At 70.7% G+C, this 25,948-nt stretch carries 22 protein-coding genes; 9 read left to right on the top strand and 13 right to left on the bottom strand.

Translation table 11 applies throughout. The features are described from left to right. Positions 1-35: 35 nt before the first annotated feature. From ACZ3I4_RS01300 to ACZ3I4_RS01265, 8 genes are all read right to left on the bottom strand, one after another. Positions 36-680 carry a response regulator gene (locus ACZ3I4_RS01300; protein WP_465379840.1) on the bottom strand — a complete coding sequence of 215 codons (645 nt, stop codon included), beginning with the start codon at positions 678-680 and terminating at the stop codon, positions 36-38. Positions 681-692: 12 nt separating this feature from the next. Then, positions 693-2,009 (bottom strand): sensor histidine kinase, encoded by a 1,317-nt coding sequence (locus tag ACZ3I4_RS01295; protein ID WP_465379839.1) that lies wholly within the window; start codon positions 2,007-2,009, stop codon positions 693-695. 83 nt (positions 2,010-2,092) lie between these two features. Continuing rightward, positions 2,093-4,438: a hypothetical protein gene (locus ACZ3I4_RS01290; protein WP_465379838.1), complete on the bottom strand. Its 2,346-nt coding sequence runs from the start codon at positions 4,436-4,438 to the stop codon at positions 2,093-2,095. A gap of 5 nt (positions 4,439-4,443) precedes the next feature. After that, the gene (locus ACZ3I4_RS01285; RefSeq protein ID WP_465379837.1) at positions 4,444-5,631 is read right to left on the bottom strand and encodes an acyl-CoA reductase; all 1,188 of its coding nucleotides are present in this window, start codon (positions 5,629-5,631) and stop codon (positions 4,444-4,446) included. Next, the gene (locus tag ACZ3I4_RS01280; RefSeq protein WP_465379836.1) at positions 5,628-6,665 is read right to left on the bottom strand and encodes a LuxE/PaaK family acyltransferase; all 1,038 of its coding nucleotides are present in this window, start codon (positions 6,663-6,665) and stop codon (positions 5,628-5,630) included. Before ACZ3I4_RS01280 ends, ACZ3I4_RS01285 begins: the two co-directional genes overlap by 4 nt. Further along, positions 6,662-7,891 carry an AMP-binding protein gene (locus ACZ3I4_RS01275; protein WP_465379835.1) on the bottom strand — a complete coding sequence of 410 codons (1,230 nt, stop codon included), beginning with the start codon at positions 7,889-7,891 and terminating at the stop codon, positions 6,662-6,664. The genes ACZ3I4_RS01280 and ACZ3I4_RS01275 overlap by 4 nt, the downstream gene beginning before the upstream one ends. Next, on the bottom strand, positions 7,888-8,625 hold the full coding sequence (locus tag ACZ3I4_RS01270) for an SDR family NAD(P)-dependent oxidoreductase (protein ID WP_465379834.1): 738 nt from the start codon (positions 8,623-8,625) through the stop codon (positions 7,888-7,890). The genes ACZ3I4_RS01275 and ACZ3I4_RS01270 overlap by 4 nt, the downstream gene beginning before the upstream one ends. After that, positions 8,618-8,863: an acyl carrier protein gene (locus tag ACZ3I4_RS01265; RefSeq protein ID WP_465379833.1), complete on the bottom strand. Its 246-nt coding sequence runs from the start codon at positions 8,861-8,863 to the stop codon at positions 8,618-8,620. Before ACZ3I4_RS01265 ends, ACZ3I4_RS01270 begins: the two co-directional genes overlap by 8 nt. A 193-nt stretch (positions 8,864-9,056) precedes the next feature. On the opposite strand from ACZ3I4_RS01265, the gene pseB reads away from it, so the two are divergent. From pseB to ACZ3I4_RS01235, 6 genes are read left to right on the top strand one after another with little or no spacing between them, the layout of a single operon-like run. Beyond that, positions 9,057-10,037 (top strand): UDP-N-acetylglucosamine 4,6-dehydratase (inverting), encoded by a 981-nt coding sequence (gene pseB, locus ACZ3I4_RS01260; protein ID WP_465379832.1) that lies wholly within the window; start codon positions 9,057-9,059, stop codon positions 10,035-10,037. Then, entirely contained in the window at positions 10,037-11,161 is a 1,125-nt protein-coding gene (locus ACZ3I4_RS01255; protein WP_465379831.1) for a DegT/DnrJ/EryC1/StrS family aminotransferase, read from the top strand. The genes pseB and ACZ3I4_RS01255 overlap by 1 nt, the downstream gene beginning before the upstream one ends. A 3-nt stretch (positions 11,162-11,164) precedes the next feature. Next, complete coding sequence (locus tag ACZ3I4_RS01250; RefSeq protein ID WP_465379830.1) at positions 11,165-12,025, top strand: hypothetical protein; 861 nt, start codon at positions 11,165-11,167, stop codon at positions 12,023-12,025. Further along, complete coding sequence (locus ACZ3I4_RS01245; RefSeq protein ID WP_465379829.1) at positions 12,022-13,530, top strand: class I SAM-dependent methyltransferase; 1,509 nt, start codon at positions 12,022-12,024, stop codon at positions 13,528-13,530. The genes ACZ3I4_RS01250 and ACZ3I4_RS01245 overlap by 4 nt, the downstream gene beginning before the upstream one ends. Beyond that, a complete protein-coding gene (locus ACZ3I4_RS01240; RefSeq protein ID WP_465379828.1) occupies positions 13,527-14,252 on the top strand; it encodes a cytidylyltransferase domain-containing protein in 726 nt (241 codons plus the stop codon). The genes ACZ3I4_RS01245 and ACZ3I4_RS01240 overlap by 4 nt, the downstream gene beginning before the upstream one ends. A 2-nt stretch (positions 14,253-14,254) precedes the next feature. After that, positions 14,255-15,268 carry a PseG/SpsG family protein gene (locus ACZ3I4_RS01235; RefSeq protein ID WP_465379827.1) on the top strand — a complete coding sequence of 338 codons (1,014 nt, stop codon included), beginning with the start codon at positions 14,255-14,257 and terminating at the stop codon, positions 15,266-15,268. On the opposite strand, the gene ACZ3I4_RS01230 is transcribed toward ACZ3I4_RS01235, so the two are convergent. The 3 genes from ACZ3I4_RS01230 to ACZ3I4_RS01220 are packed head-to-tail and all read right to left on the bottom strand — an operon-like array spanning position 15,246 to position 17,834. Continuing rightward, on the bottom strand, positions 15,246-16,259 hold the full coding sequence (locus ACZ3I4_RS01230) for an NADPH:quinone reductase (protein ID WP_465380439.1): 1,014 nt from the start codon (positions 16,257-16,259) through the stop codon (positions 15,246-15,248). The two genes, ACZ3I4_RS01235 and ACZ3I4_RS01230, sit on opposite strands and share 23 nt — an antisense overlap. Positions 16,260-16,278: 19 nt before the next feature. Then, positions 16,279-17,571 (bottom strand): type II toxin-antitoxin system HipA family toxin, encoded by a 1,293-nt coding sequence (locus tag ACZ3I4_RS01225; RefSeq protein WP_465379826.1) that lies wholly within the window; start codon positions 17,569-17,571, stop codon positions 16,279-16,281. Next, on the bottom strand, positions 17,568-17,834 hold the full coding sequence (locus tag ACZ3I4_RS01220) for a helix-turn-helix domain-containing protein (protein ID WP_465379825.1): 267 nt from the start codon (positions 17,832-17,834) through the stop codon (positions 17,568-17,570). The genes ACZ3I4_RS01225 and ACZ3I4_RS01220 overlap by 4 nt, the downstream gene beginning before the upstream one ends. A gap of 195 nt (positions 17,835-18,029) precedes the next feature. On the opposite strand from ACZ3I4_RS01220, the gene ACZ3I4_RS01215 reads away from it, so the two are divergent. After that, positions 18,030-19,514, top strand: coding sequence for a DHA2 family efflux MFS transporter permease subunit (locus tag ACZ3I4_RS01215; protein ID WP_465379824.1), 1,485 nt, complete (start codon positions 18,030-18,032; stop codon positions 19,512-19,514). On the opposite strand, the gene ACZ3I4_RS01210 is transcribed toward ACZ3I4_RS01215, so the two are convergent. Together ACZ3I4_RS01210 and ACZ3I4_RS01205 are read right to left on the bottom strand one after the other, a co-directional pair. After that, positions 19,498-20,526, bottom strand: coding sequence for a S66 peptidase family protein (locus tag ACZ3I4_RS01210; protein WP_465379823.1), 1,029 nt, complete (start codon positions 20,524-20,526; stop codon positions 19,498-19,500). The genes ACZ3I4_RS01215 and ACZ3I4_RS01210 overlap by 17 nt on opposite strands. 16 nt (positions 20,527-20,542) lie before the next feature. Further along, on the bottom strand, positions 20,543-21,166 hold the full coding sequence (locus tag ACZ3I4_RS01205; RefSeq protein WP_465379822.1) for a helix-turn-helix transcriptional regulator: 624 nt from the start codon (positions 21,164-21,166) through the stop codon (positions 20,543-20,545). Positions 21,167-21,391: 225 nt separating this feature from the next. On the opposite strand from ACZ3I4_RS01205, the gene ACZ3I4_RS01200 reads away from it, so the two are divergent. Both ACZ3I4_RS01200 and ACZ3I4_RS01195 read left to right on the top strand, forming a co-directional pair. Then, on the top strand, positions 21,392-24,655 hold the full coding sequence (locus ACZ3I4_RS01200) for a BTAD domain-containing putative transcriptional regulator (protein ID WP_465379821.1): 3,264 nt from the start codon (positions 21,392-21,394) through the stop codon (positions 24,653-24,655). A gap of 159 nt (positions 24,656-24,814) precedes the next feature. Then, a complete protein-coding gene (locus ACZ3I4_RS01195; protein ID WP_465379820.1) occupies positions 24,815-25,894 on the top strand; it encodes an ABC transporter substrate-binding protein in 1,080 nt (359 codons plus the stop codon). Positions 25,895-25,948 lie beyond the last annotated feature (54 nt).

The following is a 25,948-nucleotide window of genomic DNA, read 5'->3' as shown; positions in this document are numbered from 1 at the left end:
TACCGCTGACCCGCGTATCGGTGGTGGTGTTAGCACTACCCCTGCAGGTAGGCCAGCACTGCCATGACCCGGCGGTGCTGTTCCTCGTCCTGGTGCAGGCTCAGCTTGGTGAAGATGTTGCGCACGTGCTTTTCGACCGCGCCGTCGGTGACCACCATCTTGCGCGCGATCGCGGCGTTCGACATGCCCTCGGCCATCAGCTCGAGCACCTCGCGCTCGCGCGGTGTGAGCGCCCGCAGCGGGTCGTCGCGACGACGGCGTACGAGCAGCTGGCTGACCACCTCGGGGTCGAGCACCGTGCCTCCGCCGGCCACGCGGCGCAGCCCGTCGAGGAACTCGGCGACCCGGGACACCCGGTCCTTCAACAGATAACCGACCGCACCCATGCGGTCGGCCAGCAAGTCGTCGGCGTACGAGACCTCGACGTATTGGGAAAGCACCAGGATCGGGGTGCCAGGCACCAGGCCGCGCGCCTCCACCGCGGCCCGGAGCCCCTCGTCGGTGTGCGAGGGCGGCATCCGGACGTCCACGATGGACACGTCCGGCTTGTGCTCGGCGATCGCGGAAACGAGGGAAGGCCCGTCGCCGACGGCCGCCACCACGGTGTGGCCGTTCTCCTCGACGAGCCTGACGAGTCCCTCACGCAACAGCACCGCGTCGTCCGCAATCACCACCCGCATGGGGTCATGCTGTCAGATCCCGGCGTCCCACACGGGTAGGGCCGCCGTGAGCCTTGTCCCTCCACCGGCCGGGCTGTCGACGTCGAGCACCCCGCCGGCCGCCCGCACCCGGTCGTCCAGCCCGGCCAGACCGTGACCCTTGGCCAGGCTGGCGCCGCCCACGCCGTCGTCGGCCACCGAGACCAGCAGGCCGCTGACGTTGCGGCGCACGCTGACCTGAACCTCGTTGGCGTAGCTGTGCTTGGCCACGTTGGTGAGCGCCTCGGCCACCACGAAGTACGCCGTCGACTCCAGCGAAGGCTCGAGCCGCTCGGTGACCGGGGCGTCGAGGTCGACCGGGATCGTCGAGCGGCCGGCCAGCGCGGTCAGGGCGGCCTGCAGGCCGCGGTCGACCAGGATCGGCGGGGCGATGCCGCGGGACAGCGCGCGCAGCTCGTCGAGGGTCTCGCGGGTCTGGGTCAGTGCCTCGGCCACGGTGGCCCGGGCGGCCTCGGGGTCGGTGGCGAACTGCTGCTCGGCCCGGCCCAGGTCCATGGCCAGGCGCACCAGGCGCTGCTGGGGGCCGTCGTGGATGTCGCGCTCGAGCCGGCGCAGGGCGTTGGCCTCGGCCGAGACGGCGGCGGCCTTCTGCTGCTGGGCGACCTCGCGGGCGGCGTTCGCCTCGGCGACCTGTTCGCGCAGGTCGTTGACGCCGTTGAGCAGGCCGCGGGCGAAGAACGCCTCGAGCAGCGCGGCCCCGCGGACCACCGGGTAGAGCGTGCCGGCGAAGAAGACGCCGCAGGCGAAGTAGAAGACCAGCCGGGTGGCCGTGCCGTCGCCCATGCCGAGCAGCTCGGGCAGGTCGGTGTTGTCCTCGGGGTGCGGGATCGACCAGTCCCAGAGCAGGACGGTGAGGCCGCCGATCGCCCCGGACCACCAGGTGACGACGAGGCTGAACGAGATCGTGCTGGGGATGAACCGGAACATCCCGTGCAGCATGTCGAGCCAGGCCTGGCCGTCGCTCAGCGGCACCAGCGTCTTGCGCAGGACGCTCGCGTCGGCCGGGGCCTTCTTGTAATAGGGGTGCGGCATCTTCTGGCCGAACACCGGGCCGGTGCGGGCCCGCTCCAGCGTCGCGAAGCCACGGGCGGTCATCAGCGTGGCCAGCAGGATGGGCAGGCCGACCCAGATGATCAGGGTGCCGACGCCGGTGAAGAACAGGGTCATGAACAGCGAGACGGTGAGGATGCCGAGCGGGAAGCCGATCAGCACGTATTGGGTGTCGATGCCGACCTGGCGGGCCAGGCGGGCCAGGGGGGAGCGCGTGAGCGGGGAGGCGTACGTCGTCATGGCATTGACGCTAGGCACCGGCGCTCTCCGTTCCGATCCTGCTCGCCGCCGGATCGACGGTAGGGTTAACCCCACCGTAGAGGTCAGGGCAACTCATAAATGGTCACCGGGCCCGAGGTGAACCGGACCTTCGCGATCTGCGCGAGGTTGGGCGAGACGACACCGGCCACGCGGTCGTCGGCGAAGAGCCACTTGACGTTGTAGAGCCGCTTGAGCTCGGCCAGATCCGCTTCCTGGCCGTTCGCGAAGACCTTCTCGTTGAGCACGTACCGCTCGTAGTCGGGCGCCGGCTGACGCATGTAGCGCTCGCCGTTCACGCCGTCCTCGGCGACCGCCTCGTCGGTGTAACCCCAGCTTTCGAGGACCATGCGGCGCCCGCCCAGCCCGGCCACCCAGAACGCCCGGGAGTCGCAGCCCGAGGTCCAGTCGATCGGCGTGCAGTGCACGTTGGTGGCGACGACGTCGTCGCGCCCGGTGTTGTCGGCGAGCCACTGCGCGGCCAGCATCTCCTCGGGTTCGAGGATCTTGCCGGGATCTTCCTCGACCGCGGTGGGTACCGAGGAGAGCGCGGCGTCCACTTCCTGGATCTGGCGCTGGGCCCCGCCGATCAGCCCGGCGCCGAGCACCGCGGCCAGGATTCCGGCCGGCACCGCCTGCCACGGGGTGCGGCCGGTGAAGACCTTCCGCAGGATCAGCGCGATCGCGGCCACGCCGGTCGCCACGATGGCCGTGCGGACCACCGGTTCGGCCAGGATCAAGGCCCACCGGACCACTCGATCGACCCGCGGCGGATACATCTGCGGGGCGATCAGCGCCCAGAGGCCGCCGGCCAGCACCCCGGCCAGCACCGGCCGCCAGCTCCGCGACACCTCGGCCATGATCCAGGCGACCGCGACCGTGCCGAACGGCGCCGCGCCCATGTAGAAGTAGATCTGGCTGGCCGACGGGTGCCACAGCAGGAACGTCGCCCCGGCCCCGGCCGCGGTCATCCCGGCCAGCAGCCACATCGCCGGTTCGCTGCGGGTGCGGCGGGTCAGGATGCCGGCCAGGGCCAGCATGCGCGGCGATTGCATGAGCAGCCACCAGAGCAGAAGGCCGGCGATGAAGGCGCGGCCCGCGGTGCCGGTGTGCTCCACCCCGTACGGGATGAAGACGTTCTTGTCGATGACGTCCTGGTAACCGATGGTCTGGCGATACGGCACCACCCAGAACAGGATGGCCAGCGGCTGGAAGCCCAGGGTGCCGGCCCCGCCGCCCGCGAAGAGCCGGAAGCCGACCACCACGGCCGCGATCGTGAGGCCGAACAGCGCGGCGGTGGACAGAAGCCGCCGGCGGTGCCGGAAGGCCATCACGACGGCCGCGGCGAGCAGGCCGGCCAGGAAGGGCGGCAGCGCGCTCGACTTGGCGCCGGCACAGGCCAGGGCGAGCGGGAAGATCATCAGCCAGGCCCAGCGCAGGCCGCGGCCCCGCAGCACGTCGACGGCGAGCATGACGAGCAGGCCGAGCAGGGGGACCGCGTACGTCTGGGAGGGGCTGTACGGGCTCACCGGGTTGACGCCGAGGGCGGTGGTGGCCGCACCCAGCAGCAGCGGCAGCCCGAGGATCGCGGTCGTCCCGCCGAGCGCCCCGGCCCACCACTTGCCGCTGAGCGTGCGGGTCAGCGCGGCCATGATCAGGATTGCCGTCGCGGCCACCGGCACGATCCACAGGCGCAACATCACGACGGCGGGGTCGATCTTGGTGATCATGCTGCCGGTGGCGATGTCGGCGTCCGACAGGTAGTGGTAGGTCAGCGACTCGCCGGCCACCTGCGGCACCTGGAACGGCATCGCGCGCATCATCTCGTGCACGAGGGCCAGGTGGTAATAGAGGTCCTGGTAGAGCGTTCCCCCGGCGGGCGGCAGCGGCGTGGTGGTCCAGCCGGGATATTCCGAGGCGACCAGCAGCACCATGCCCGCGGCGACGATCCACGACCAGCGCAGCGGCAGCGGCCGCGGGTCAGTCACCCGCCAGTGTCTGTGCAGCCTGGGCACGGCCAGGAAGGGCACGACGATCAGCGCCGGCCACCACGGCAGCAGCACCTGGGTGTCGAGCAGCGCGCACAGGGCCCAGCCGCCCAGCATGATGAGCATGCCGGTGGCGGCGCCCAGGCCGAGATCTTCGGGCACGTTGCCCCGGCTGCCGCGCAGCGCCCGATGCACCAGCGTGCCGGGCAGCACGATGTCGACGGCGAAATACAGTGAGTAGAGCGCGATGTCGCGGCCCGAGACACCGGTGTTGAGCAGTGCCACGACGACCGCGACGGCCGGGAAGATCCAGGGCAGGACGGCGAGCGGCCACCGCAGGCGGCGGTGAACCCGGGTGGGAGGTCGTCGGGGTTCCGCCGAGGGCGGCGCGGCTACGGGCGGCGCCTCGGCGGAATCGAGCACGGCGGTCACTCTACGAGGGTCGTCAACCGGGTGAATTCGCGCGGCAGGTCGTAGCCGTCCCAGATGGATCCGAAGGTGAGCGCCTGACCGAACGGGACGATCCGGTCGACTCCACGCCCGCCCAGCGCCAGGGCGAACTCCCGCAGCTGCTCGCTGGTGAACCCGAAGTGGCTGAACGTCTGGTCCTGCCGGTTCATCGCCGGCACCAGCTCGAGCAGCGACCCGACCTCGGCGAACGGGAAGGCCCCGGCGCCGATCCAGCGGCGCGGCGCGTCGGGCACGGTGATCAGCGACATCGCGGTGACCGAGTTGGCCGGGAACTCCATCGCCGAGATCGCGCCGGTCGCGGCCATCCCGTACGCGTTGACCCGCTTCTCGACGGCCATCGCGGCGTCGATCTCCCACCCGCGCTCGCCGACCATGCCGAGGAGCAGGTCGATGAACTCGGCCCGGACGTCGCCGGTGTTCTCGCCGACCAGGAAGACCGTGCGCGGCGAGGAGCAGGCGGCCTGGTCGAACCAGTACGAGTCGTTGGTGAACCCGAGCACGGCGGCGCGCCGCCGGGCCGGGTCGGCCGCACGCCAGCCGTCGGCCGACAGCGCCGCCCACGACGTGCGGTCGGGGAAGGTCAGATCGCGGGCGGACGGGCGCAGCGGGTGCTTGCGGATCGCCTCGACGGCCGAGTCGCCGCCCCAGATGACCCGCAGGTCGGCCCACTGGCTGAGCGCCGCGGTGACCTTGTCGTCCCGGCCGTACGTGATCATGCGCTGGGTGCGGGCGATCACCGGGTCGGCGTCGGCCAGCACCTCGTTGAGCGCGGTCAGGATGGTGTCGGCCGCGGTGGCCGAGCGCTCCGAGATCCGTACGACGTTGTGGTTGCCGGCCAGGGCGGACAGCGCCCACGAGTAGACGAAGATGGTGTCGACGTTGGCCGGCGGGATGTGGAAGACGTTGCCGCGCGGGAACACCAGCGCGTCGCGTGCCCGCATGTGCTCGACCGTGCGGTGCAGCTCGGCCGGGCGCAGGAAGAAGCCGAGCGAGCCCAGCTCGGGGTGCCGCCGGGCCACGGCCGGGGCCAGCAGCTTGCGGGCCAGCTTGCCGAGGAAATCGATGACCCGGGGGTCGCCGACGGTGAGCCGGTCGTCGGAGGGCGCGGTCAGGTCACCCTCGACGCCGAAGCGGTACTGGATCACGCTGCCTCCCGGTACGTGTCGGAGCAGCCGCGCGCCTCGGCCCGCGGAAGCCGGCCGAGCACCGAGAACCGCTTGCCGGGCCAGTCGCCGTCGTCGACGCCGTGCACCACCCCGAGGTCTTCGGTGAGCAGCACGTGGCCGGGATAGGACGTCGGAAGCGTGCTGATGACCTCGATCAGGCCGGGCTGGCCGACCGGCTGCTCGGCCCAGGTCTCGGGGTCGCGGATCACCACGTCGGCGAAGTCGGGGCAGTAGAGCGAGCCACCGGCCGGCCCCTCGAGGAAGATCGTGCCGATCTGCTCGATCATGCCGTAGTAGTTGTGCACCCTGGTCAGCCCGACCTCGGACAAGCGCCGGCGGAACTCCTCGGGCGAGACGGCCTGGTCGACCAGCTTCTTCCAGCCGCCCGAGTGGATCAGGATGCCGTTGCTGAGGTCGAGCCCGTTGTCCTTGGCGACCTCGTAGAGGTGCAGCCAGACCAGGTAGGTGAAGCCGAAGATGAGGAACGGCTCGTCGCCGTACTCCTCGAGGAAGCCCTTGAGCGCCTCGACGTCGACGTGGCCCTCGTTGTCGAGCGCCCACACGTGGTTGCGCCCGAAGTTGGACATGCCGAGCACGCCGGCGCCGCGGGCGCTGAACGACTTGCGGTCCTTGAGCATGGCCTTGGTGTCGACCAGGATCATCGGCAGCCGCTTGGGGCCGAGCACGCTCTGCACGGTGGCGCCCAGCTTGCGGGTCTGCTCGGCCGCCGCCGCCTTGTCGAGGTAGATCTTGCTGACCTCGGCCCCGGTGGTGCCGCTGGACGTGAGGACCTTGTACACCTCGTCGTCCGGGATGCTCTTGAGCTCGAGGTTCTTGAAGAGGCGCACCGGCAGCCAGGGCAGCCCGGCAACGGAGGTCGCCGGCTGGTAACCGGAGGCGGCGAGAATCCGCGCGTACGGCTCGCAGTTCTCCCGGTGATGCTCGGTCAGCGTGGAGAGCTCCTTGAGCAGGACCTCTTCCTTCGCTGCCTGAGACAGGGTGAAGACACTCACAACGAAGACTCCAGCGCCCGGTAGTCGATCTTGCCGTTGGGCAGCAGCGGCAGGGCCTCAACACTACGCACTACGACGCCGGAGAAATGTGTCCCGAGCCACTCGGAGATCTTGGTGCGGAGCCCGCGGGCCTCGTCGTCCGAAATGCCCTCGGCGAACACGTGCAGCTTGTCGTCGCCGGCCACGGCGGCCACCGGGAAGTTCTTCTCCACGTCGTCCAGGTTGATCCGGACGCCGAAGACCTTGCCCATCCTTTTGGTGCGGCCGGTGATGAACAGGAAGCCCTCGTCGTCGAGGCGACCGAGATCACCGGTGTGCAGTACGCCACCCTGCACGTCGCCGAGCGCGAGATCGGCCGCGGTCTCGGCGTATCCCATCATCACGTTCGGGCCGCGGTAGACGACCTCGTCGTCCTCGATCGTGAAGGCGCCGCCGGGCAGGGCCAGGCCGACCGAGCCCGCCTTCTCCTCCATGCGGGCCGGGGGCAGGGTCGCCATCCGCGGCGCCGCCTCGGTCTGGCCGTACATCACGTAGAGCCGGCCGCCGACGGTCGCCATCCGCTGCGCGAAGTCGGTCACCAGGTCGGCCCGCAGCCGTCCGCCGGCCTGGGTCAGGGTGTGCAGGGCCGGATACTTGGCCGGGTCGAAGCGCAGCCGGCGCAGCATCTCGTACTGATAAGGGACGAACGCCATCGAGGTGATGCCCTGGTCGGCGGTCGCGGTCCAGAATTCGCGCTGCATGATCCCGGTGCGCTCGAGCACCACCGTCGCACCCTTGAGCAGGTGCGAGTTCAAGACCGACATCCCGTACGAATAGAACAGCGGGAGCGTCGTGATGGCGACCGCGTCCGGGGTGATGTCGAGGACCTCGGCGATCTGCTCGGCGTTCGTCCGCACGGCGTCGGCCGAGAGCCGCACCAGCTTCGGGTTGCCGGTCGAGCCGCTGGTGGTCAGCAGCAGGGCCAGGTCGGGGTGCACCTCGGTGGTGGTGAACCGCTCGATCAGGCCGGCGTGGTCGCCGTCGGGGTCGAGCAGCACGATCGGGCGGCCCAGCCGGAACGCCGCGAGGTAGCGGGCGATCGACAGCAGGGTCGTCTCGAACGGATGGAAGACCACCCCGCCCGGCTCGCGGGCCAGCGCGGCGGCCGCCGCCTCGATCATGTCCTCGGTCAGCGTCTCGCCGGTGGCCGCGTCGATCACACGGGCACCGGGGTGGAGCAGGTTCACAGCGTCAGTCCTCCGTCGACCCCGAGCACCTGGCCGGTCACGAACCGGGCCTGCTCGGAGAGGAGGAACGCGATCACGTCGGCGACCTCGTCGGCCTCGCCCAGCCGGCCCAGCGCCGTGTCGGCGATGCGCTCCTCGCGGCCTTTTTCGTCGAGAGTGTCGAGCATGTCGGTGGCGATGAAGCCGGGCTCGACGGCGTTGACCCGGATGCCCTGCCGGCCGAGCTCCTTGGCGGCCGACCTGGCCAGGGCGGCCACGGCCGCCTTGGAGGCCGAATAGACGGCCTGACCGGCGATGCCGCGTGAGGCGGTGATCGACGAGACGAGGACGACGGCCGGGTTCTTGCCCCGGGCCAGCAGGCGGGTGGCGCCGCGCAGCGTGTAGACCGCGCCCGCCGAGTTGACCGCGAACAGGCGCTGGATGGTCGCGTCGTCGGTCATGCCGAGCATGCCCGCCGCGTGCGTGCCGGCGTTGACGACCAGCGCGTCCAGGCGCTTGAAGGTGCCGAAGGCGAGCTGCACGAGCGCCTTGCTGGTCGCGGGGTCAGCGACATCACCATGGCCGCTGAGCACGGTTACGCCATACTTGGCGGCGAGCTCCTCGGCGACGGCCGCGATCGCATCGGCGCGATGGCCGTGCAGCACGAGGTCGTGCCCCTGCTCCGCGAGACGCGTAGCGGTGGCACGACCGATACCGCGGGAGGCGCCTGTCACCAGGGCCACCCGATCACTCATTGAAGTTCACTCCGTACTTACCCAGGATGCGGGTCGCCTCGGCGAAGCTCGACATGTTGATGACGTCGTCTGTGTCAATCATCACGGAGAACTCGTCCTCGATGGCCGCGACCAGAGACATGTGAGCGAGGGAATCCCACTTCTCGTTGTCCTGGTATTGCAGGTCGTCCACGGGCGCGTCCGCCGGAAGGTCCAGTGCGGTGCGGAACGCCTCGCGCAGTCTCTGCAGGTCACTCACAGGGGTTCTCCAAAGGGGCTGGGTGAACAGAGGATTCTTAACCTCGTCGCACCAGGTGTACTGACGGCCAATGCTAGCTGAACACCAGGTGAACTACGGTTTGCGTTTAGTGTCGATCCGCAAATCGGCTGGTGGGCTGGTTATGCTTCCGGCTCGTACTGCGTCCTGTCCCACCCCCCGGGAGAAAATCAAAGTGTCTGTACTCAGCGGATCATCGATCCTGGTCACCGGTGCTACCGGGTCGTTCGGCAAGGCGTTTCTCAACTACGCCCTGACCCACCTCGACCCGCAGCGCATCGTCGTGTTCTCCCGGGACGAGCTGAAGCAGTACGAGGTCCGGCAGATGTTCGGCGACGACCCCCGGCTGCGCTTCTTCCTCGGTGACATCCGGGACAAGGCGCGCCTGGAGCGGGCCATGCACAACATCGACTACGTGGTGCACGCGGCCGCTCTCAAGCAGGTCGACACCGCGGAGTACAACCCGTCGGAGTTCGTCGAGACGAACATCAACGGTTCACAGAACGTGATCGACGCCGCGATCGACAAGGGCGTCAAGAAGGTCGTCGCGCTCTCCACCGACAAGGCGTCGAGCCCGATCAACCTGTACGGCGCGACCAAGCTCGTTGCCGACAAGCTCTTCATCGCCGGCAACCACTACGCGGCCACCCACCCGACCCGCCTCGCCGTGGTCCGTTACGGAAACGTTATGGGCAGCCGCGGCTCGGTCGTCCCGCTGTTCCGCAAGCTCGCCGCCGAGGGCAAGAGCCTGCCGATCACCGACAAGCGGATGACCCGCTTCTGGATCACGCTCCCCCAGGCCGTGAAGTTCGTCGTCGACTCGTTCGACACCATGCAGGGTGGCGAGCTGTTCGTGCCGCGCATCCCCAGCATGCGCATCCTCGACCTGGTCGAGGCCGTCGCTCCGAACTCGGCCACCCACGAGATGGGCGTCCGGCCGGGCGAGAAGCTCCACGAAGAGATGATCGCCTCCGACGACAGCCGTCGCACGCTGCGCTTCCCCGACCGCTACGTGGTGCAGCCGGTCGTGGCCAGCTGGGGCTACGAGACCCCCGCGGGCGGCGAAGAGGTTCCGGACGGCTTCAACTACCGCTCCGACAACAACGACCTCTGGCTCTCCGTCGAGGACATGCGCAAGCTGCTCGAGGAGAACTGATGCTGCCGTACGGGCGGCAGTCGATCGACCAGTCCGACGTGGAGGCGGTCGTCTCCGCCCTGGGCAGCGACTGGCTGACCACCGGCCCCCGGGTCGCGCAGTTCGAGGCCGACATCGAGGCGGTCGCCGGCGCTCCGGCGGTCACCGTCACCAACGGCACGACCGCGCTCCACACCGCGTACGCGGCGGCCGGTGTGACCCACGGCGACGAGGTCGTCACGACGCCGATGACGTTCGTGGCCACCGCGTCCACGGCGGCCATGCTCGGCGCCAAGATCGTCTTTGCCGACGTCGAGGACGAGACGGCCAACATCGACCCGGCCGCGGTCGAGGCCGCGGTCACGTCGCGCACCAAGGCGATCGCCGCGGTCGACTACGCGGGCCACCCGGCCGACTACGACGCGCTCCGCAAGATCTCCGAGGGCGTCGGCGCCGTGCTGATCGGCGACGCCGCCCACTCGATCGGCACGACCTATCACGGCCGTCCGGTCGGCTCGCTTGCCGACGTGACGACGTTCTCGTTCTTCCCGACCAAAAACCTCACCACGGCCGAGGGCGGCGCCGTGACGTCGCTGCGGCCCGAGCTGCTGCAGCGGGCCCGCGAGTTCCGCATGATCGGCCTGGTTCGCGACCGGGGCCGCATGCGTTACCCCGACGAGGGCCCGTGGCACCAGGAGGTTCACGAGTTCGGGCTGAACTACCGGCTGCCCGACGTGCTCTGCGCCCTGGGCAGCTCGCAGCTCAAGCGGCTGGCCGCCTTCAAGGCCCGTCGTCAGCAGCTCACCGCGCGCTACGACGAGTTGCTGGCCGGCGTGCCCGGGCTGCGGCTGCCGATTCAGCGTGAGGGCGTCGACCCGCTGCGTCACCTTTATCCCGTACGGGTGTTGGACGGTCGTCGGCGTGAGGTCTTCGAACGCATGCGCGAGGCCGGGATCGGTGTGCAGGTCAACTACATCCCGGTGTACTGGCACCCGGTGTTCGAGGATCTGGGCTACAAGCGGGGCATGTGCCCCGTGGCCGAAGCCTTCTACGCTGAAGAGCTATCGTTGCCGCTCTTCGTCGATCTCTCCGACTCCGATCAGGACCGCGTCGTGGAGACGTTGCGCAACATCCTCGGGAGCTAGCGGGTGCACCACGCCAACCACTTCTACGGCCACGCTCACATCCTGGCCGAGTACTGCGGGTTAGATCCGGAGCATCCGCCCCGGATCAACGGCTACCTGCAGCACGGGTGGAACGTGGTCGACGGGCTCGGCGCCGGCACGCCTTACGTGCCGGGCCGGCCCATCTTCGTCTTCTCCGAGCAGACCCGGCGCCGAGCCTGGTCGATGGGGCGCAGGCAGGCCACGGTCGTCGGCGCTCCGTTCCTCTATCTGCTGACCATGCGGCCCGAGCCGACCCCGGAAGAGGACGCGGCCCGCGAGGGCACGATCTGGTATCCCTTCCACGGGTGGGAGGGCCAGCACATCGCGGGCGACCATCAGCGCCAGGTCGAAGAGATCATGGAGACCGAGGGCGGCGGCCCGGTCACCTTCTGTCTCTACTGGCACGAATTCCGCAACGACGCCGTACGCGCCTCCTACGAGCAGTACGGCCGGGTCATCTGCCACGGCTACCGCGGATACCAGTGGCGTGACACCGACATCGACTTCCTCGACAACCAGCTCGCCGAGCTGCGCAAGCACAAGCGCGTGGCATCCAACCGGCTGAGCAGCGCGATCTTCCACGGCGTCGCGGCCGGATGCGAGCCCGCCGTCTACGGCGACCCGATGCACCTCGACAAGGAGCATCGCCCGACCGCCGACCGCATCCGGCGCAGCTGGCCCGAGTTGCACGGCAAGCATCTCGATCTGGCGGCCGCCCGCGCCTCGGCCATGAGTGAGTTGGGCGACGGTTACCTGGCGTCACCGGCGGAGCTGCGCGCGATGCTCGGTTGGACGGGGTACTACACTGCCCAATCCGCCCAGACGGAGGCCGTGCCCGCATGATGGACATGATCGGGGGTGAGATGCCCTCATTCACCGAGGACCGCCCGCGCGCCGGGGGCGCCCTCTTCGACTACCTCGCCGAGCAGCTGCCGGCCGGGGCCGAGGTGCTGGTCGCCGGCCCCCACACCGACGAGCTGATCGACGCGCTCGCCACCAGGTCGAACGTGACGTGCCTGGTGCGCTCCGAGCCCGAGGCGATCGCGCTCGACGCCCGCGGCCTCACCGTGCTCTGCGGCACGCTGGCCAAGCTGCCCGCCGGCGAGAAGTACGACGTGGTCGTCGCCCTCGACGGGCTCGACCGGCTCTGCTCGGTCGAGGACGCGCAGCTCGACTGGGAGTCGAGCTTGCAGGCCCTCAAGCGTGTCCTCCGCCCCGGCGGCACCCTGCTGCTCGCCGTCGAGAACGAGCTGGGCGTGCACCGGCTCGTCGACCCCACCACCGCCACCTCGGCCCAGACCGACAGCGCGTGGCGGCCGCTCGGCGAGTTCGACACCAAGCCCGGCAACCCGACCCGGCTGGCGGGCAAGCTCGCGGCCGAGGGCCTGGCGATCGACTGGCTGGGCGCGGCCTGGCCGGTTCCCGAGGCGCCCTCCCTGATCGCCACGCCCAACGCGCTGCAGGACGGGCCGGCCGGCGTGCTGTCCGCCGTGGCCGCGGGGGCGGTCGGCCGGGCGTACGCGGAAAGGGCTGTTCTCAGCGACCCCCGCCGGCTCGCCCAGGCCGCCGTGCGAGGCGGACTGGGCCCCGAGTTCGCCGCCTCCTGGCTGGTCGTCGCCCACCGCGCGCCCCGGCCCTCGGCCGTGCTTCACCTGCCGCCCGTGCTCACCGGCGACGGCCCGGTGGTCGAGATCGCGCCCGGCCCCGACGGCGCCTGGGTGCGCCGCGTGCTGCGCGAGGCCCCCGGCCACGACCTGACCGGGCTGGACGGCCCGCTGCCGACCGGCCGCCTGCTCGAGGAGCTGCTGCTCGGCGCGGCCCTCCGCCACGATCTGCCCGTCCTGCGGCGCCTGCTCACCGGCTGGGCCGCCGCGCTGCCCGAGACGACCGCCGACAACGTCGTGGTCCACCACGACGCCTTCGCAGTGCTCGACCCGAGCATTCCCCCGCAGACCGACGTGATCCGCCGGTTCGCACAGACGCTTCTCGGTGGGGGCTATGCCCACCCTTGGCCCGCTGCCACCGATCTGCCGACCCTCACGTCCGTCCTCCACGGCGCCGCCGGCCTGCCCGACGACGTCCCGCCCATTCCGGCGGAGGACGAGATTCCGTTGCCCGACTCCCGCCGCGAGCACGAGGAGCAGCTGCGCGCGCTGCGCCGGCAGATCGCCGACGCCACCTCGCGCGCCCAGTGGTACGAACGCGAGCTCGACAAGCGGGACCGGGAACTTAACAAACTTCGCAAGCAAGTCGCCCTCTTCAGTGGCACGGTGAGTTTCCGCGTTGCAAAGATCGGCTTCGGGGTAGCCCGCAAGGCACGGAATCGCCTTCGAAAAGGACTTAAATGACAACCCTCGGCATCATCCAGGCCCGGATGGGCTCTTCGCGCCTTCCCGGCAAGGTGCTGCGCAAGCTCGGGGGCCGCAGCGTCCTCGAGCGTGTTGTCCGGGCCGCTCAGCAGAGCGGCGTCCTGGACACTCTGGTCGTCGCGACCACGATCGAGCCGGCCGACGACGCCGTCGTGGCCGAGTGCGCCGAGATCGGCATCCCGTGCATCCGGGGCCCGGTCGACGACGTGCTGACCCGCTTCCTGGGCGTGCTCGACCGGCACGAGAGCGACGTCGTCATGCGGTTCACGGCGGACTGCCCGCTGCTCGACCCGCACCTGGTCGCGCTGGCCCACCGCGTGTTCACCGCGTCCGGCGTCGATTACATGACCACTTCCATCACCCGTACGCTGCCGCGCGGGCTCGACGTCGAAGTGGTGCGCACACCCGTGCTGCGCGCGGTGGACGCGCTCGCCACCGATCACCACCGCACGCACGTGACGTCGTACATCTACACGCACGCCGACGACTTCGACGTGATCGGGCTGACCATGCAGCCCGACCTGTCGCACCTGCGGCTCACGCTCGACACCGAGGACGACTGGAAGCTCATCGAGGCGATCGTCGGGCACTTCGGCGACGAGCCGATCTCGGTGCGCGAGCTGGCCAACTGGCTGGCCGGCCGGCCCGACCTGATCGAACTCAACGCGCACGTCCTCCAGAAGGCCCTGGTGCAGGCGTAACCGTGACGATCGTCGGCATCCGCTGCGACGCCGGTGCGCGCACCGGCGTCGGGCATCTCGTCCGGTGCGTCGCGCTGGCCGAGGAGCTGGTCTCCCGCGGCGCCGGCGTGCGTTTCCTGAGCGACCTAGGCGGCGTGGAGTGGGCCGAGTCCCAGCTCACTCAGCGCGGCCTGCCCTGGCATCCGCCGCCGTCCGACCCGGCCGGGCTGGTCGCGGCGGCCGACGAGCTCGAACTCGACGCGCTGGTCATCGACTCGTACACGCTCCCGCCGGAGCACTCGGTGGCGGTCCGCGCGACCGGCCGCCCGGTGCTGGCAATCGTGGACGGCGACTTCCGCGGTCAGACGGCCGACATCTACGTCGACCAGAACCTCGACTCGGTCGTCGAGGTTGAGGGCGCGCTCGGACTGGCCGGTCTCGACTACGCGCTGCTGCGCAGCTCGGTGCGGTCGCTGCGTCCCGCGGCCCCGCCGGTGCACACCAACGCGCGTACACCCAAGGTTGTGGCCTTCTTCGGCGGGACCGACGCCTATCGCGCCGCGCCCGAGATCGCCGTGTTGCTGGCCCAGACCGGGGCGCCGTTCGAAGCCACGATCATCGGCGCCAACCAGAGCCTGCGCGACGAGCTGCACGCCGTCGTGCCCGGCGAGGGGCAGCGCTTCGACATCATCGCGCCCACCGACGACCTGCCCAAGCTGCTGGCTGAGGCCGACCTCGCGGTCAGCGCGAGCGGCACGTCGACGTGGGAGCTGCTCTGCCTGGGCCTGCCCGCGGCGCTGGTCTGGGTGGTCGACAACCAGATCCTCGGATACGACCGGACCATCGCCCGCGGCTTTGGTGCGGGCCTGGGCCGGCTGGGTCACCTGGGCGTGGACGCCGTCGACACGCTGGAACGGCTGCTGACCGACGCGGCCGCCCGCACCGAGCTGGCCCGGCGGGCCTGGTCGGCGGTGGACGGCCGCGGTGTCGAGCGGGTGGCCGACGCGCTGCTTCTCAGGGCTCGGTCACCTCGATGACGACCTTGCCCACGGCGTTGTTCTCGACGGCCCCGTGGGCGTCGGCGATCCGCTCGAACGGGTAGCGCAGGATCGGAAGCCCGGCGTCCTCGCCGACCCGGAAGGCGCCGGCGTTGACGGCCTCGGCCACAGCGGCGACCGCGTTGTCCTTCTCCTCGGCCGAGGTCGTGTAGGTCAGCACGAAGTCGAGGCTGACGTTCTTGAGCATCGCCTTGAAGCTGGGGATCGTCACCTCACCGGCCACGTAGATCGCGATGTTGCCGTTGGGCGCGATCACGTTGAGGTCGAGGCGCAGGTTCTCGGTGTTGACCTCGACCACGATGTGCGGACCGGTCGGGCTGAGCTCGCGCACCCGGGCGGCCACGTCCTCCTCGCGATAGTTGATCACCGAGTCGGCGCCCGCGGCCGCGGCCAGGTCGGCCTTCTCCTTCGACGAGACGGTGGTCAGCACGGTCGCGCCGGCCCACTTGGCCAGCTGGATCGCGGCGTTGCCGACCGCCCCCGCACCCCCGGCCACCAGCACCGTACGGCCCTCGAGCGCCCCCGGCGCCAGCCGCGCCGGGCCGTCGCTGGCCAGCGTGAGGCAGCGGTGCGCGGTGAGGGCCGGGATGCCCAGGGCGGCCCCGGCCTCGAACGGCACGTCGTCGTTCATCCGAACCACCTGGCGGCGGGGCAGAACCACGTATTCCTGAGCGGTGCCGTTCTCGCGGCCGTAGCTCGCGTCCCACACCCAGACGTGGTCGCCCGGCTCGAGCCCGGTCACGCCGTCACCCACCGCGTCCACGACGCCGGCGCCGTCCTGGTTCGGCACGCGCGGCGGCGACACCCCGTCGGGCACCCCGCGGCCGGCCCGGGTGCCGGTGTCGGTCGGGTTGACCGCGGACAGAACGATCCGCACCCGGACCTCGTCAGGACCGGCGGGAGGAAGATCCCGTTCGGTGATCCGAAGAACGGACGCGGGACCTGGCTCGGTGAACACGGCTGCACGCATCATGCATCCCACCCTAGTTTCACGTTCGCCCCAGCGCGCCCACAGAGCGTCCCGCATGCTCGGTGATCCGCGCGACGAGCCGCCCCGGCAGTTCCGAACCCAGCGCGACGACCGCCTCCGCCCTGGCCGCCTCGCGGAACGCGTCCGGAAGCCGTCCGGCCAGCTCAGCGATCCTCGCCCGGACCCGCTCGGGATCGAGCCGATTGAGCTCGGCGAAGGCCGTCCAGTGGCGGCCGGTGATCGCCTCGACCCGATACTCCGAGCCGATCCTCATGGCGAGACGCAGCCGGGGCAGGTACATGTCGTCGTACGGAAGGCTGCTGGCCACGTCGTAGAGCGGCGCGAGACGCACCTGGCCGGGCCTCAGCATGACGGAGTAGTTCTTGGCATGCGCGTCGGTGCCCGCAATCAGCCAGTTCAGCGCGAGCGCGTCCACGAACCGGCCGACCTCCTGCTCGGCCACCGTCGCCGGGGTCACCACCCGTCGGAGCAGCTCGATGATCTGCTCGGGCGCCGGGCCGCCCTCGTTCTGGTACTTCGCGGTCGGTGGCAGGCCGAGCGCCTGGCACATGTCTTCCTGGTGGACCCGGACGATCCGCCCACCACCCGCCGGGAACCGGTCGTAACGGTCCACCACGACTGCGCGTTCCTCGCCGAAAGAAAGCACCCGCGACCCGGCAGCGCGCAAACCCAGAATCTGGGCCGCCCGCAGGCACAGGTGCTCGTTGAGGTCGTGGTCGTCGAATCCGGTAATGGCAGGCTTGAGGATGTGCGTGGTCGGAATCGCGCCGGACGGGTCTCCCCACCGGCCGCTCATAATGTCGAGATGCAACGCAGTCTTGGCCTGTGCCCCGGCCAGGCTGAACTGACCCGTACCGGCCAGATGCCACGCCGATGGATCACGCCGCAGGATTCGCAGGCGCTCGGCGACCTGCCCCTCGGTCAGCGGAACGACCTTGCCATCGTGCGCAAGCAGCGCCTCGGCCCGCTCGCCGGTGACGAACTGGGCCGCGCCTGCACAGTCCTCCCCGACATGTCGGAGCAGGGCGAACGGATTGCCGGCGGATACCTGGAACTCGCGGCCCCAGCGCTCCAGCACGTTCTCGTTGTCGGGCAGCAAACCCTGGCAGTAGGCCCGCACGACTGCGCCGGTGTGATCCGCTCGGGTCAGCGGAAGCGACAGTGACAAGGGGAGAGCCGTCTCGGAGTTCCGGTAGTCGGCGTCGTAGCCGAGGGCGAGGACACCACCGGCGCCCTGCACGAGGTTGCCTGCTCGGCGACCGTTCAGCAAGACGACCAGCTCGCGGCTCACCTCGGGCCTCCGCCGAGGGAATCGAGATAGGCATCGAGGTCGAAGTCGGCCTCCGGCTCGGGACGCGCGTCGAGGAACAGACCGAGGGCGGCGACGACCCGGAACACCAGCCCGACCTCGGCCGTGGGTTTGCCGGACTCGAGATCCGAGAGCCATCGTCGGCTGACTCCGGCACGTGCGGCCAACTGGACCTGCGTCATCGAGGCGGCCCGGCGCCTCTCTCGCAGATAGAGACCCAGGTCTTTGGTGTCGCTGAGGCGCATGGCTTCCCCCTATGCACGTACGTGCACATCGTACCGCGCGTGCACGTACGTGCACATCGCTTCGAATGTGCACGAGCGTGCACATCTCCAGCGGAAACGGGAGGACGCGCAGCTCGGCCGGCCGTCATGCGGGTTGCGGTGTGACCAGTCACGTGACGGATCCCCCGGAGCGCCGTACGGGGCTAGGGTCGCCGCATGGCTCTCACCACCGGGGCACCGGTCCGTTACAGCACGCCCGCGGGCCGGTGGGTGCTGCTCGCGACGGTGCTCGGCTCCAGTCTTGCCTTCATCGACTCGACGGTGGTCAACATCGCGCTGCCTGCGATCGGCCGTGATCTCGGCTCGGACGCGGCCGGCCTGCAGTGGACCGTCAACGGTTACGCGCTGAGCCTGGCCTCGCTGATCCTGCTCGGCGGCTCGCTCGGGGACCGCTACGGCCGCAAGCGCATCTTCGTGCTCGGCGTCTCCTGGTTCGCGGTCGCCTCGCTGCTGTGCGGCCTCGCGCCGAACGTCGAGACGCTGATCGCCGCGCGCGTACTCCAGGGCATCGGCGGCGCCCTGCTCACCCCGGGCGCCCTGGCCATCCTCGAGGCCTCGTTCGCCGCCGAGGACCGGTCGAAGGCGATCGGCGCGTGGTCGGGGCTCGGCGGCATCGGCGGCGCGCTCGGGCCGTTCCTCGGCGGCTGGCTGGTCGAGATCGGCGACTGGCGCTACATCTTCCTGATCAACGTGCCGATCGCCGCGATCGTGCTGCTGGTGGCGGCCAAGCACGTCCCCGAGTCGCGCAATCCGCAGGCGGCCCGCCGGATCGACTACGCCGGCGTGCTCACCGGCGCGGCCGGTCTGGCCGGTCTGACGTACGGCTTCACGGCGTGGCCGGCGAACGGTCCCGGCGACCCGGTCGTGCTGATCTCGCTGACCGTCGGGGTCACCGCCATGGTCGCGTTCGTGCTGGTCGAGCAGCGGTCGCCGCACCCGATGCTGCCCATGCGGATCTTCCGGAACCGGGCGTTCAGCGGGGCCAACCTGGTCACGTTCGTGGTCTACGCGGCCAACGGCGGGGTGTTCTTCCTGTTCGTGGTCAATCTGCAGGTGGTGTCCGGGTTCACGCCGCTGGCCAGCGGGATCGCGCTGCTTCCGACGACCGCGCTGATGCTGGTGCTCTCGGCCCGCGCGGGCGCCCTCTCGCAGCGCACCGGGCCACGGATCCTGATGACCGTGGGCCCGTTGATCTGCGCCGTCGCCATGGTGCTCATGTCGCGGATCGGCGCCGGCGCCAACTACTGGACCGACGTGCTGCCCGCAGTGCTGATCTTCGGGCTCGGCCTGTCGACGCTCGTGGCCCCGCTGACCGCCACCGCTCTGGGGGCGCTCGAGGACTCGTACGCGGGAATCGCCTCTGGGGTCAACAACGCCGTGGCCCGGGCGGCCGGTCTGCTGTCGGTGGCGGTGCTGCCCCTGGTGGCCGGGCTGGGCGGCGGAAACCTGACCGATGCGGCCACCCTGCAGCCGGTGTACCGCCACACGATGATGATCTGCGCCGGCCTGATGGTGGCCGGCGCCGTGCTGGCCTATCTGCTGGTGCCGGCCCGCCTGACCGCCCACGCCCCGGCCCGCTCGTTCTGCGACCCGTGCGCCCCGCCCGTGCAACCCCGGGAGCCCGTCAGTAGTGCGCCGTGATCGTCCGGTTCGGGCCGTCGACCGTCATGCGGCCCCCGTACGGGAGGATCCACTGCGGCGACGTATGTCCGAAATCGATCCCGAAGACGATCATCGCCTCCGGGTTGTAGGCGGCCATCGCCTCGAGCACGGCCTCGCGCTGGTCGTCGCGGTATTTCGTACGCGCCTCGGGCTCCGGCGGCTGACCGAAGAGGGCCGCTTTGGCCTTGGCCAACAGCACCACCGGGAACTGCTGCAGCAGGCCCCGCTCACCGGCGTTGCGCATCATCCGGAACACCTCCTCGGCCGGCGGCATCTCCTCGGACGTCTCGAGCAACAGGATCGAGCCGGCGTAGCGGTCGACGGGGAGGATCCATCGGGAGACGGCCAGGTTCCAGTGCAGTATTTCGAGGTTGCCGCCCCACGTCGGCCCGGTCACGACCGTCTCGGGCCGGTGCCAGACCCAGCCGGGATCGGGCACGGTCCGCCTCGGGGCCTCGAGCGACGCCGGATCATCCCAGTCGGCCTCCTCCTCGCTGAACTCCGCCACCGCGACGATCGGCAGATCCACGGTCTCGAAGAGCGCGGCCCGCAGCGACGCGAGGTGCTGGGGGTCGACGGGACCCGGCAGGTGCACCATCGTCGAACCGCCGTGATACCCGGCCACGCCGTGCATCCACAGCCAGTTGAGCAGGTTGGTGTTGTCGGAGTAGCCGAAGTACGGCTTGGGGTCGGCCCGGAACGGCGCGGGGTCGAGATGCGGCAGCACGGTGATCTGGTCGTCGCCGCCGATCGACGCGAAGACGGCCCGGATGGTGGGATCGGCGTAGGCGGCCATCAGATCGGCGGCCCGGTCGGCGGCCGGCGCGCCGGGCGTACGGGTGGTGGGGAACTCGACCGGCTCGAGGCCGAACTCGTCGCGTATGCGTCGCCGGGCCAGCTCGTGCACCTCGGGATAGACCCCGGGCCCGGCCCACGAGGGCGAGACGATCGCGACCCGGTCACCGGGCTTCACTTTCACAGGGGCGTCCATGCCCCCGATCCAAGCGTCAGATCATGCCGGCACGAAGCGCATATGCCACAGCGTGGGACCGGTTGCGCAGCTTGAGCCGGTGCGTCACGCCGTAGATCACGTTCTTCACGGTGCGCTCCGAGTAGCAGAGCTTGCCCGCGATCTCGTTGGTGTCGAAGCCGTCGGCCATCAGCCGCAGCACGTCGATCTCGCGCGGGGTCAGGCCGGAGGCGTTCAGCCCGTTCGGGGTGAGCACGTCGCGCTGCATCCGCTCGACGTGCTTGAGCAGCTCGCCGACCAGGTTGGGCGGCAGCACCCCGCCTCCGCAGGCCGCGGCCTTCACGCTGTGGGCCAGCCGGTCGGCCGAGACCGCTCCGCGCGGCAGGATCGCGACCACGCGGCACTCGACCGCGGTCAGCAGCTCCCCCTCGTCGATCTCGGAGACCACCAGCACGACCGGCGCGGTGGTCTCGGCGTTGGCCCGGCGCAGGGTGGCCACCACCTCGGTGCTCAACCGCTCGGCCGCGACCACCAGCACGTCGGCCTCGGCCCGCTGGGCATTGCGCAACACCGTCAGGTCACCACGGAACTGGAGCAACGCGGCGAGGCCGGCGTGGCTGAGCGGGTCCGTCGCCTGTACAGCGATCCGGGTCTGTTCCATGGCTGCCTCCCCACAACGTCAGGGAAGTCAGTGTCGGAAACGAGCCTTCAGGGAACCTTCACGGATTCTTCATCGCACACCTGCGGCCGGTGAACCAGTTCAGCAGAGGCCGGCGGCCGTGCGGAAGAACGACGGCTCATGAGTGCCCGTCCGTGCGGTTTGTGTTATCCATTGACACCCGGCCCGTCTCCCTCAATGTTGACAGCAACCGACCCGGGAGGACACGTGGCGAACGTACGCGTCTGCGTGCTCGGGCCGGTCCGTGCCTGGCTCTCCGAGCGTGAGCTCGAGCTCGGCCCCGCGCGCCAGCGGGCGGTCTTCGCGGTGCTCGCGGCGCACGCCGGCCGGGTGGTGGGCCGCGACGAGCTGATCACCGCAATCTGGGGCGATTCGCCGCCGGCCACCGCCGTGGGCAGTGTCTACACGTACGTCTCGGGGCTGCGCCGCGTGCTCGGGGCGGAAAACCTCAGCACCGGCTCGGGCGGTTACCGGCTGCTGGTCGACGAGGACGCGCTCGACTCGGCCCGGTTCCACCGGCTGCGGACCGCCGCGGCCGAGCTGCTCGCCGGCGGGGACGCGACCGGCGCCGTCGCCCGGCTCGACGAGGCGCTGGCGCTGTGGCGCGGCGACGCGTACGCGACCCTGGCCGGCCCGTTCCTCGAGCTCGACCGTCAGCGGCTGGCCGAGCTGCGGCTGGCCGCGGCCGAACAGCGCGCCCGGCTGCGGCTCGAGGCCGGCGGCGACGACGACCTGGTCGCCGAGCTCACGGCGCTGGTCCGCGACCACCCGCTGCACGAACCGCTCCACGAGCTGCTGATGCGCGCGCTGCACCGGGCGGGCCGGCACGGCGAGGCGCTCGAGGCGTTCCGGACGGCCCGCCGCACGCTCGTCGCCGAGCTGGGCATCGAGCCGGGCCCGGCGCTGCGCTCGCTGCAGCGGCAGTTGCTGGCCGGGGCGGGCGATCGCCATCCCGCCCGCCGCTCCGGCCCGGAGCATCGCACGGTGGTGCCCACGCCGATCGCCAAGGCCCTGCGCGACGGGCTGGGCGGCCGCTCGTGGGTGGGCCGGGTGGCCGAGATCGATCATCTCCGGGGCCTGGTGCGCGCGGTCGCGGCCGGGTCCGGGAACGCGGTGTGGATCTCCGGCGAGCCCGGCATCGGCAAGACCGAGCTGCTCACGCACGCGTTCGCCGACGCCGCCCGCTTCGGCTGCCGGGTCGCCTGGGGCGCGGCCGACCAGCTGGGTTCGCGCGTACCGCTGCAGGTGCTGTCGCGGGCCCTCGGGCTGGGCACCGGGGCCGAGCCGGTCGACGACCAGATCGTCGCGGCCGTGCGGTCGGCCTGCGCCACTTCGCCGCTGGTGCTGGTCGTCGACGACATGCAGTGGGCGGACAGCGCCACCGTACGGGTGTGGGAACGTCTGCTGGCCCTGGTGCCCAAGCTTCCGCTGCTGCTGGTCGCCTCGGCTCGCCCCGACGCGCACCAGGCCGACCTGCGCCGCAAGGTCCTCGCGCGGCAGCGGCTGCCGCTCGACCTGGGTCCGCTCGCCCCGACCGACCTCGACCGCATGGTGACCGCCCTGGTCGGGGCCCCGCCCGGCGACAACCTGCGTGCGCTGGCCGCCCGCTCGGGTGGTAATCCGCTCTTCGCGCGCGAACTGGTCGAGGCGCTGCGCCAGCGGGACGCGGTCGAGATCAGCGGCGGCCGCGCCGACATCGGCCCCGAGGTGACGGTCGACCCGCCGCAGACCCTGCTCGACGCGGTGCACGCCGCGCTCGACGTGCTGTCCCCCGAGACCCGCGAGGTGCTGCGGCTGGCGGCCCTGCTCGGTTCGGAGTTCTCGGTCAGCGAGGTCGTGGCCGTGACCGGGCGTTCGGCGCTCGACCTCGTCGGGGCGCTGGAGGAGGCGCTGACCGCGGCGGTGCTCGTCGACAGCGGCACCGACCTGGCCTTCCGGCACCCGTTCCTGCGGCAGGCGCTGGTCGCGAGCGTCCCGCCGGCCCTGCGCGCGGGCCTGCACCGGCACGCGGCCGAGGTGCTGGCGGCCGGGGGCAGCCCGCTGACCCGGGTCGCCGAGCAGCTCAGCGCGTCCGCCCCGGTGGTCGACTCGTGGGTGCTGAACTGGCTGGTCACCCATCATGCGGCGGTGGTGCGCCGGGCGCCGCAGATCGCCGGCGATCTGATCCGCCGCACGCTCGCCACCGAGCTGCCGTCGGCCGAGGAGCGGGGCGTGCTGCTGGTCGCCCTGGTGCGGCTGGAGTTCCGGCAGGGCCGCACACCGATGAACCAGGCCGAGGAGGCGATGAGCCTGGCCGCCGATCCGGCCGACCGCGCCGAGATGCGGCAGCTGCTGGCCACGATGCGCCACCGGCGCGGCGAGACGGCCGAGGCCGAGGCGATGCTGCGCGACGCGGTCGACGACCAGCGGGTGCCGGCCCTCTGGCGGTCGCGGCACCGGGTGCTGCTGGCCAACTTCCGGCGCGGCGACCTCGACGATCTCGACGCGGCGGAGCGGCGGGCCCGGGCGGTGCACGACGAGGCGGTCGCGGCCGGCCAGCCCTACGAGACCGCGTTCGCGCTGCAGACGATCTGGCTGACCAGCTCGATACGGCGCGACCACGAGCGCGCGCTGGAGCATGTGGACCGGGCGCTCGAGGTGGTGCGCGGCCGCCCGGAGCTGACCGGCACCTATGTCGACCTGCTCGACAACCGGCTGTTCTCGCTGCAAAATCTCGACCGGCTCGACGAGGCTCAGGAGACGCTGCGCACCGCGCCGGCCGGTCTTCAGGTGGCCGCCGCGGTGCAGGACTACTGGCTGGGCCGCTGGGACGAGGCGCTGGCCGAGGTCGGTGCGGTCACCGAGGACGGTCCGGGCATCAGCTTCAACGGCCAGCGTGAGCCGGGGGCGGTGACCATGCTGCTGCACGGGGTGGCCGCGCTGATCGCGCTGCACCGTGACGCCCCCGACCTGGCCGCGGCGCACCTGGGGGCGGCCGACGCCGTTCCGGCCAGCGAGGCCGAGCGCGAGAACTGCGACTTTCTGCTGGTCGCGCGGGCCCTGGCGGCCGAGCAGCAGGACCGGCCGGCCGAGGCGCTCGATCTGCTGGGCCCGTTGCTGCAACCGGCGTACGCGCCGATGATGCTGCGCCACCAGTGGCTGCCCGACGTGCTGCGGCTGGCCCAGCGGCAGCACCGGCCCGACGTCGCCGAGCGGGCCGCCGCGATCTGTGCCGCCGAGGCCGCCCGCGAGGTCCGACCGGCCCGGGCGTACGCGGCCAACCTGCGCTGTCAGGCGCTGCTGCTCGGCGATCCGGCCCTGGCCCTGACCGCGGCCGCGCACTACCGCAAGGTGGGCCGGGTGCTCGAACTGGCGTCGGCGCTCGAGGACGCCGCGGTGCTCAGCGGGGATCACCCCGACGAGGCGCGGCGCCTGTTCGCCTCGATGTCGGCGCGGTGGGACGTCGCGCGCACATCAACATCCGTGGTTTGATCCTGTTCGGAGTGGTCGTTCCGCGCCCTCACGATTTTGATACACGTTCGTTATTGCGCGGGTCTGCGCTCATCTCTTGACAGAAAAAGTTCGATAGTGCGTGAATGTGTTTCTAGGTGGTTACTCCCCGGTTTCACATCCACCACTAAGGAGCTCGTCATGAGCGTTTCTCCCGGCCGCTGGCGGCCGGCGGCCGCGATCTTCGGTGCGGCCCTTCTCTTCCTCAGCGCCTGCGCCAAGTCCGAGGACAGCGGCACCCCGTCCAGCGGCGCCGCCCCCTCGGCCGGCGCCCAGGTCGTGCAGTCCGCCGGCGCCGACGCCGCGACCTGCACTCTGGAGCAGTACGGCGGCACCAAGATCGACCTGAAGACGGCCAAGGTCGGCTTCTCCCAGTCGGAGAAGGAGGCGAACCCGTTCCGCATCGCCGAGACCCAGTCCATCCGGGACGAGGCGGCGAAGCTGGGGATCACCAACCTCACCGCGACGAACGCGAACTCGCAGTTCAACAAGCAGATCAGTGACGTCGAGCAGATGATCGACTCGGGTGTGCAGCTGCTGGTCATCGCGCCGCTCAACTCGGACGGCTGGGACTCCGTCTTCGCCAAGGCGTCGGCCAAGAAGGTTCCGATCATCACGATCGACCGCAAGATCAACGCCACTCCCTGCAAGGACTACCTGACCTTCATCGGGTCGGATTTCGCCGAGCAGGGCAAGCGCGCGGCCGACGAGATGGCCAAGGCGATGGGCAACAAGGGCAAGGTCGCCATCCTGCTGGGCTCGCCCGGCAACAACGTGACCACGCTGCGGACGAGCGGTTTCAAGGACCAGATCGCCAAGATTGCGCCGGATATCCAGGTTGTCTTCGAACAGACGGGCAACTTCTCGCGCGAGGAAGGGCAGAAGGTCAGCGAGCAGCTTCTGCAGTCCAACCCGGACATCAACGGCATCTACGGGGAGAACGACGAGATGGCCCTCGGCGCCATCACCGCTCTCAAGAGCGCGGGCAAGAAGGCCGGTGACGTCAAGGTCGTGTCGATCGACGGCACCAAGGGCGCTGTGCAGGCCATTGTGGATGGCTGGGCCTCCGCGGTGATCGAGTCGAACCCGCGTTTCGGCCCGCTCGCGTTCGAGACCGCGACCAAGTTCTTCGGTGGTGAGCCGGTCGGCCAGGACATCATCATCCAGGACCGGCAATACGGCGCAGACACCGCCAAGACGGACATCGGCTCCGCCTACTGAGCCAACGACGGCGGCGCCCCGGGCGATCCTCGTGGCGCCGCCGTCGTTTCCGCA

It is taken from the genome of Actinoplanes sp. NPDC021490, assembly GCF_055562135.1.
This window is presented reverse-complemented; position numbering and strand designations above follow the sequence as displayed.

What these genes read in the sequence shown, in the direction of transcription:
- ACZ3I4_RS01215 (WP_465379824.1), top strand. Translation starts at nt 18,030, where the DNA reads ATGGCTCTCACCACCGGGGCACCGGTCCGTTACAGCACGCCCGCGGGC.
- ACZ3I4_RS01245 (WP_465379829.1), top strand. Translation starts at nt 12,022, where the DNA reads ATGATGGACATGATCGGGGGTGAGATGCCCTCATTCACCGAGGACCGC.
- ACZ3I4_RS01210 (WP_465379823.1), bottom strand. Translation starts at nt 20,526, where the DNA reads ATGGACGCCCCTGTGAAAGTGAAGCCCGGTGACCGGGTCGCGATCGTC.
- ACZ3I4_RS01295 (WP_465379839.1), bottom strand. Translation starts at nt 2,009, where the DNA reads ATGACGACGTACGCCTCCCCGCTCACGCGCTCCCCCCTGGCCCGCCTG.
- ACZ3I4_RS01270 (WP_465379834.1), bottom strand. Translation starts at nt 8,625, where the DNA reads ATGAGTGATCGGGTGGCCCTGGTGACAGGCGCCTCCCGCGGTATCGGT.
- ACZ3I4_RS01205 (WP_465379822.1), bottom strand. Translation starts at nt 21,166, where the DNA reads ATGGAACAGACCCGGATCGCTGTACAGGCGACGGACCCGCTCAGCCAC.
- ACZ3I4_RS01230 (WP_465380439.1), bottom strand. Translation starts at nt 16,259, where the DNA reads ATGCGTGCAGCCGTGTTCACCGAGCCAGGTCCCGCGTCCGTTCTTCGG.
- ACZ3I4_RS01195 (WP_465379820.1), top strand. Translation starts at nt 24,815, where the DNA reads ATGAGCGTTTCTCCCGGCCGCTGGCGGCCGGCGGCCGCGATCTTCGGT.
- ACZ3I4_RS01220 (WP_465379825.1), bottom strand. Translation starts at nt 17,834, where the DNA reads ATGCGCCTCAGCGACACCAAAGACCTGGGTCTCTATCTGCGAGAGAGG.
- ACZ3I4_RS01240 (WP_465379828.1), top strand. Translation starts at nt 13,527, where the DNA reads ATGACAACCCTCGGCATCATCCAGGCCCGGATGGGCTCTTCGCGCCTT.
- ACZ3I4_RS01300 (WP_465379840.1), bottom strand. Translation starts at nt 680, where the DNA reads ATGCGGGTGGTGATTGCGGACGACGCGGTGCTGTTGCGTGAGGGACTC.
- ACZ3I4_RS01255 (WP_465379831.1), top strand. Translation starts at nt 10,037, where the DNA reads ATGCTGCCGTACGGGCGGCAGTCGATCGACCAGTCCGACGTGGAGGCG.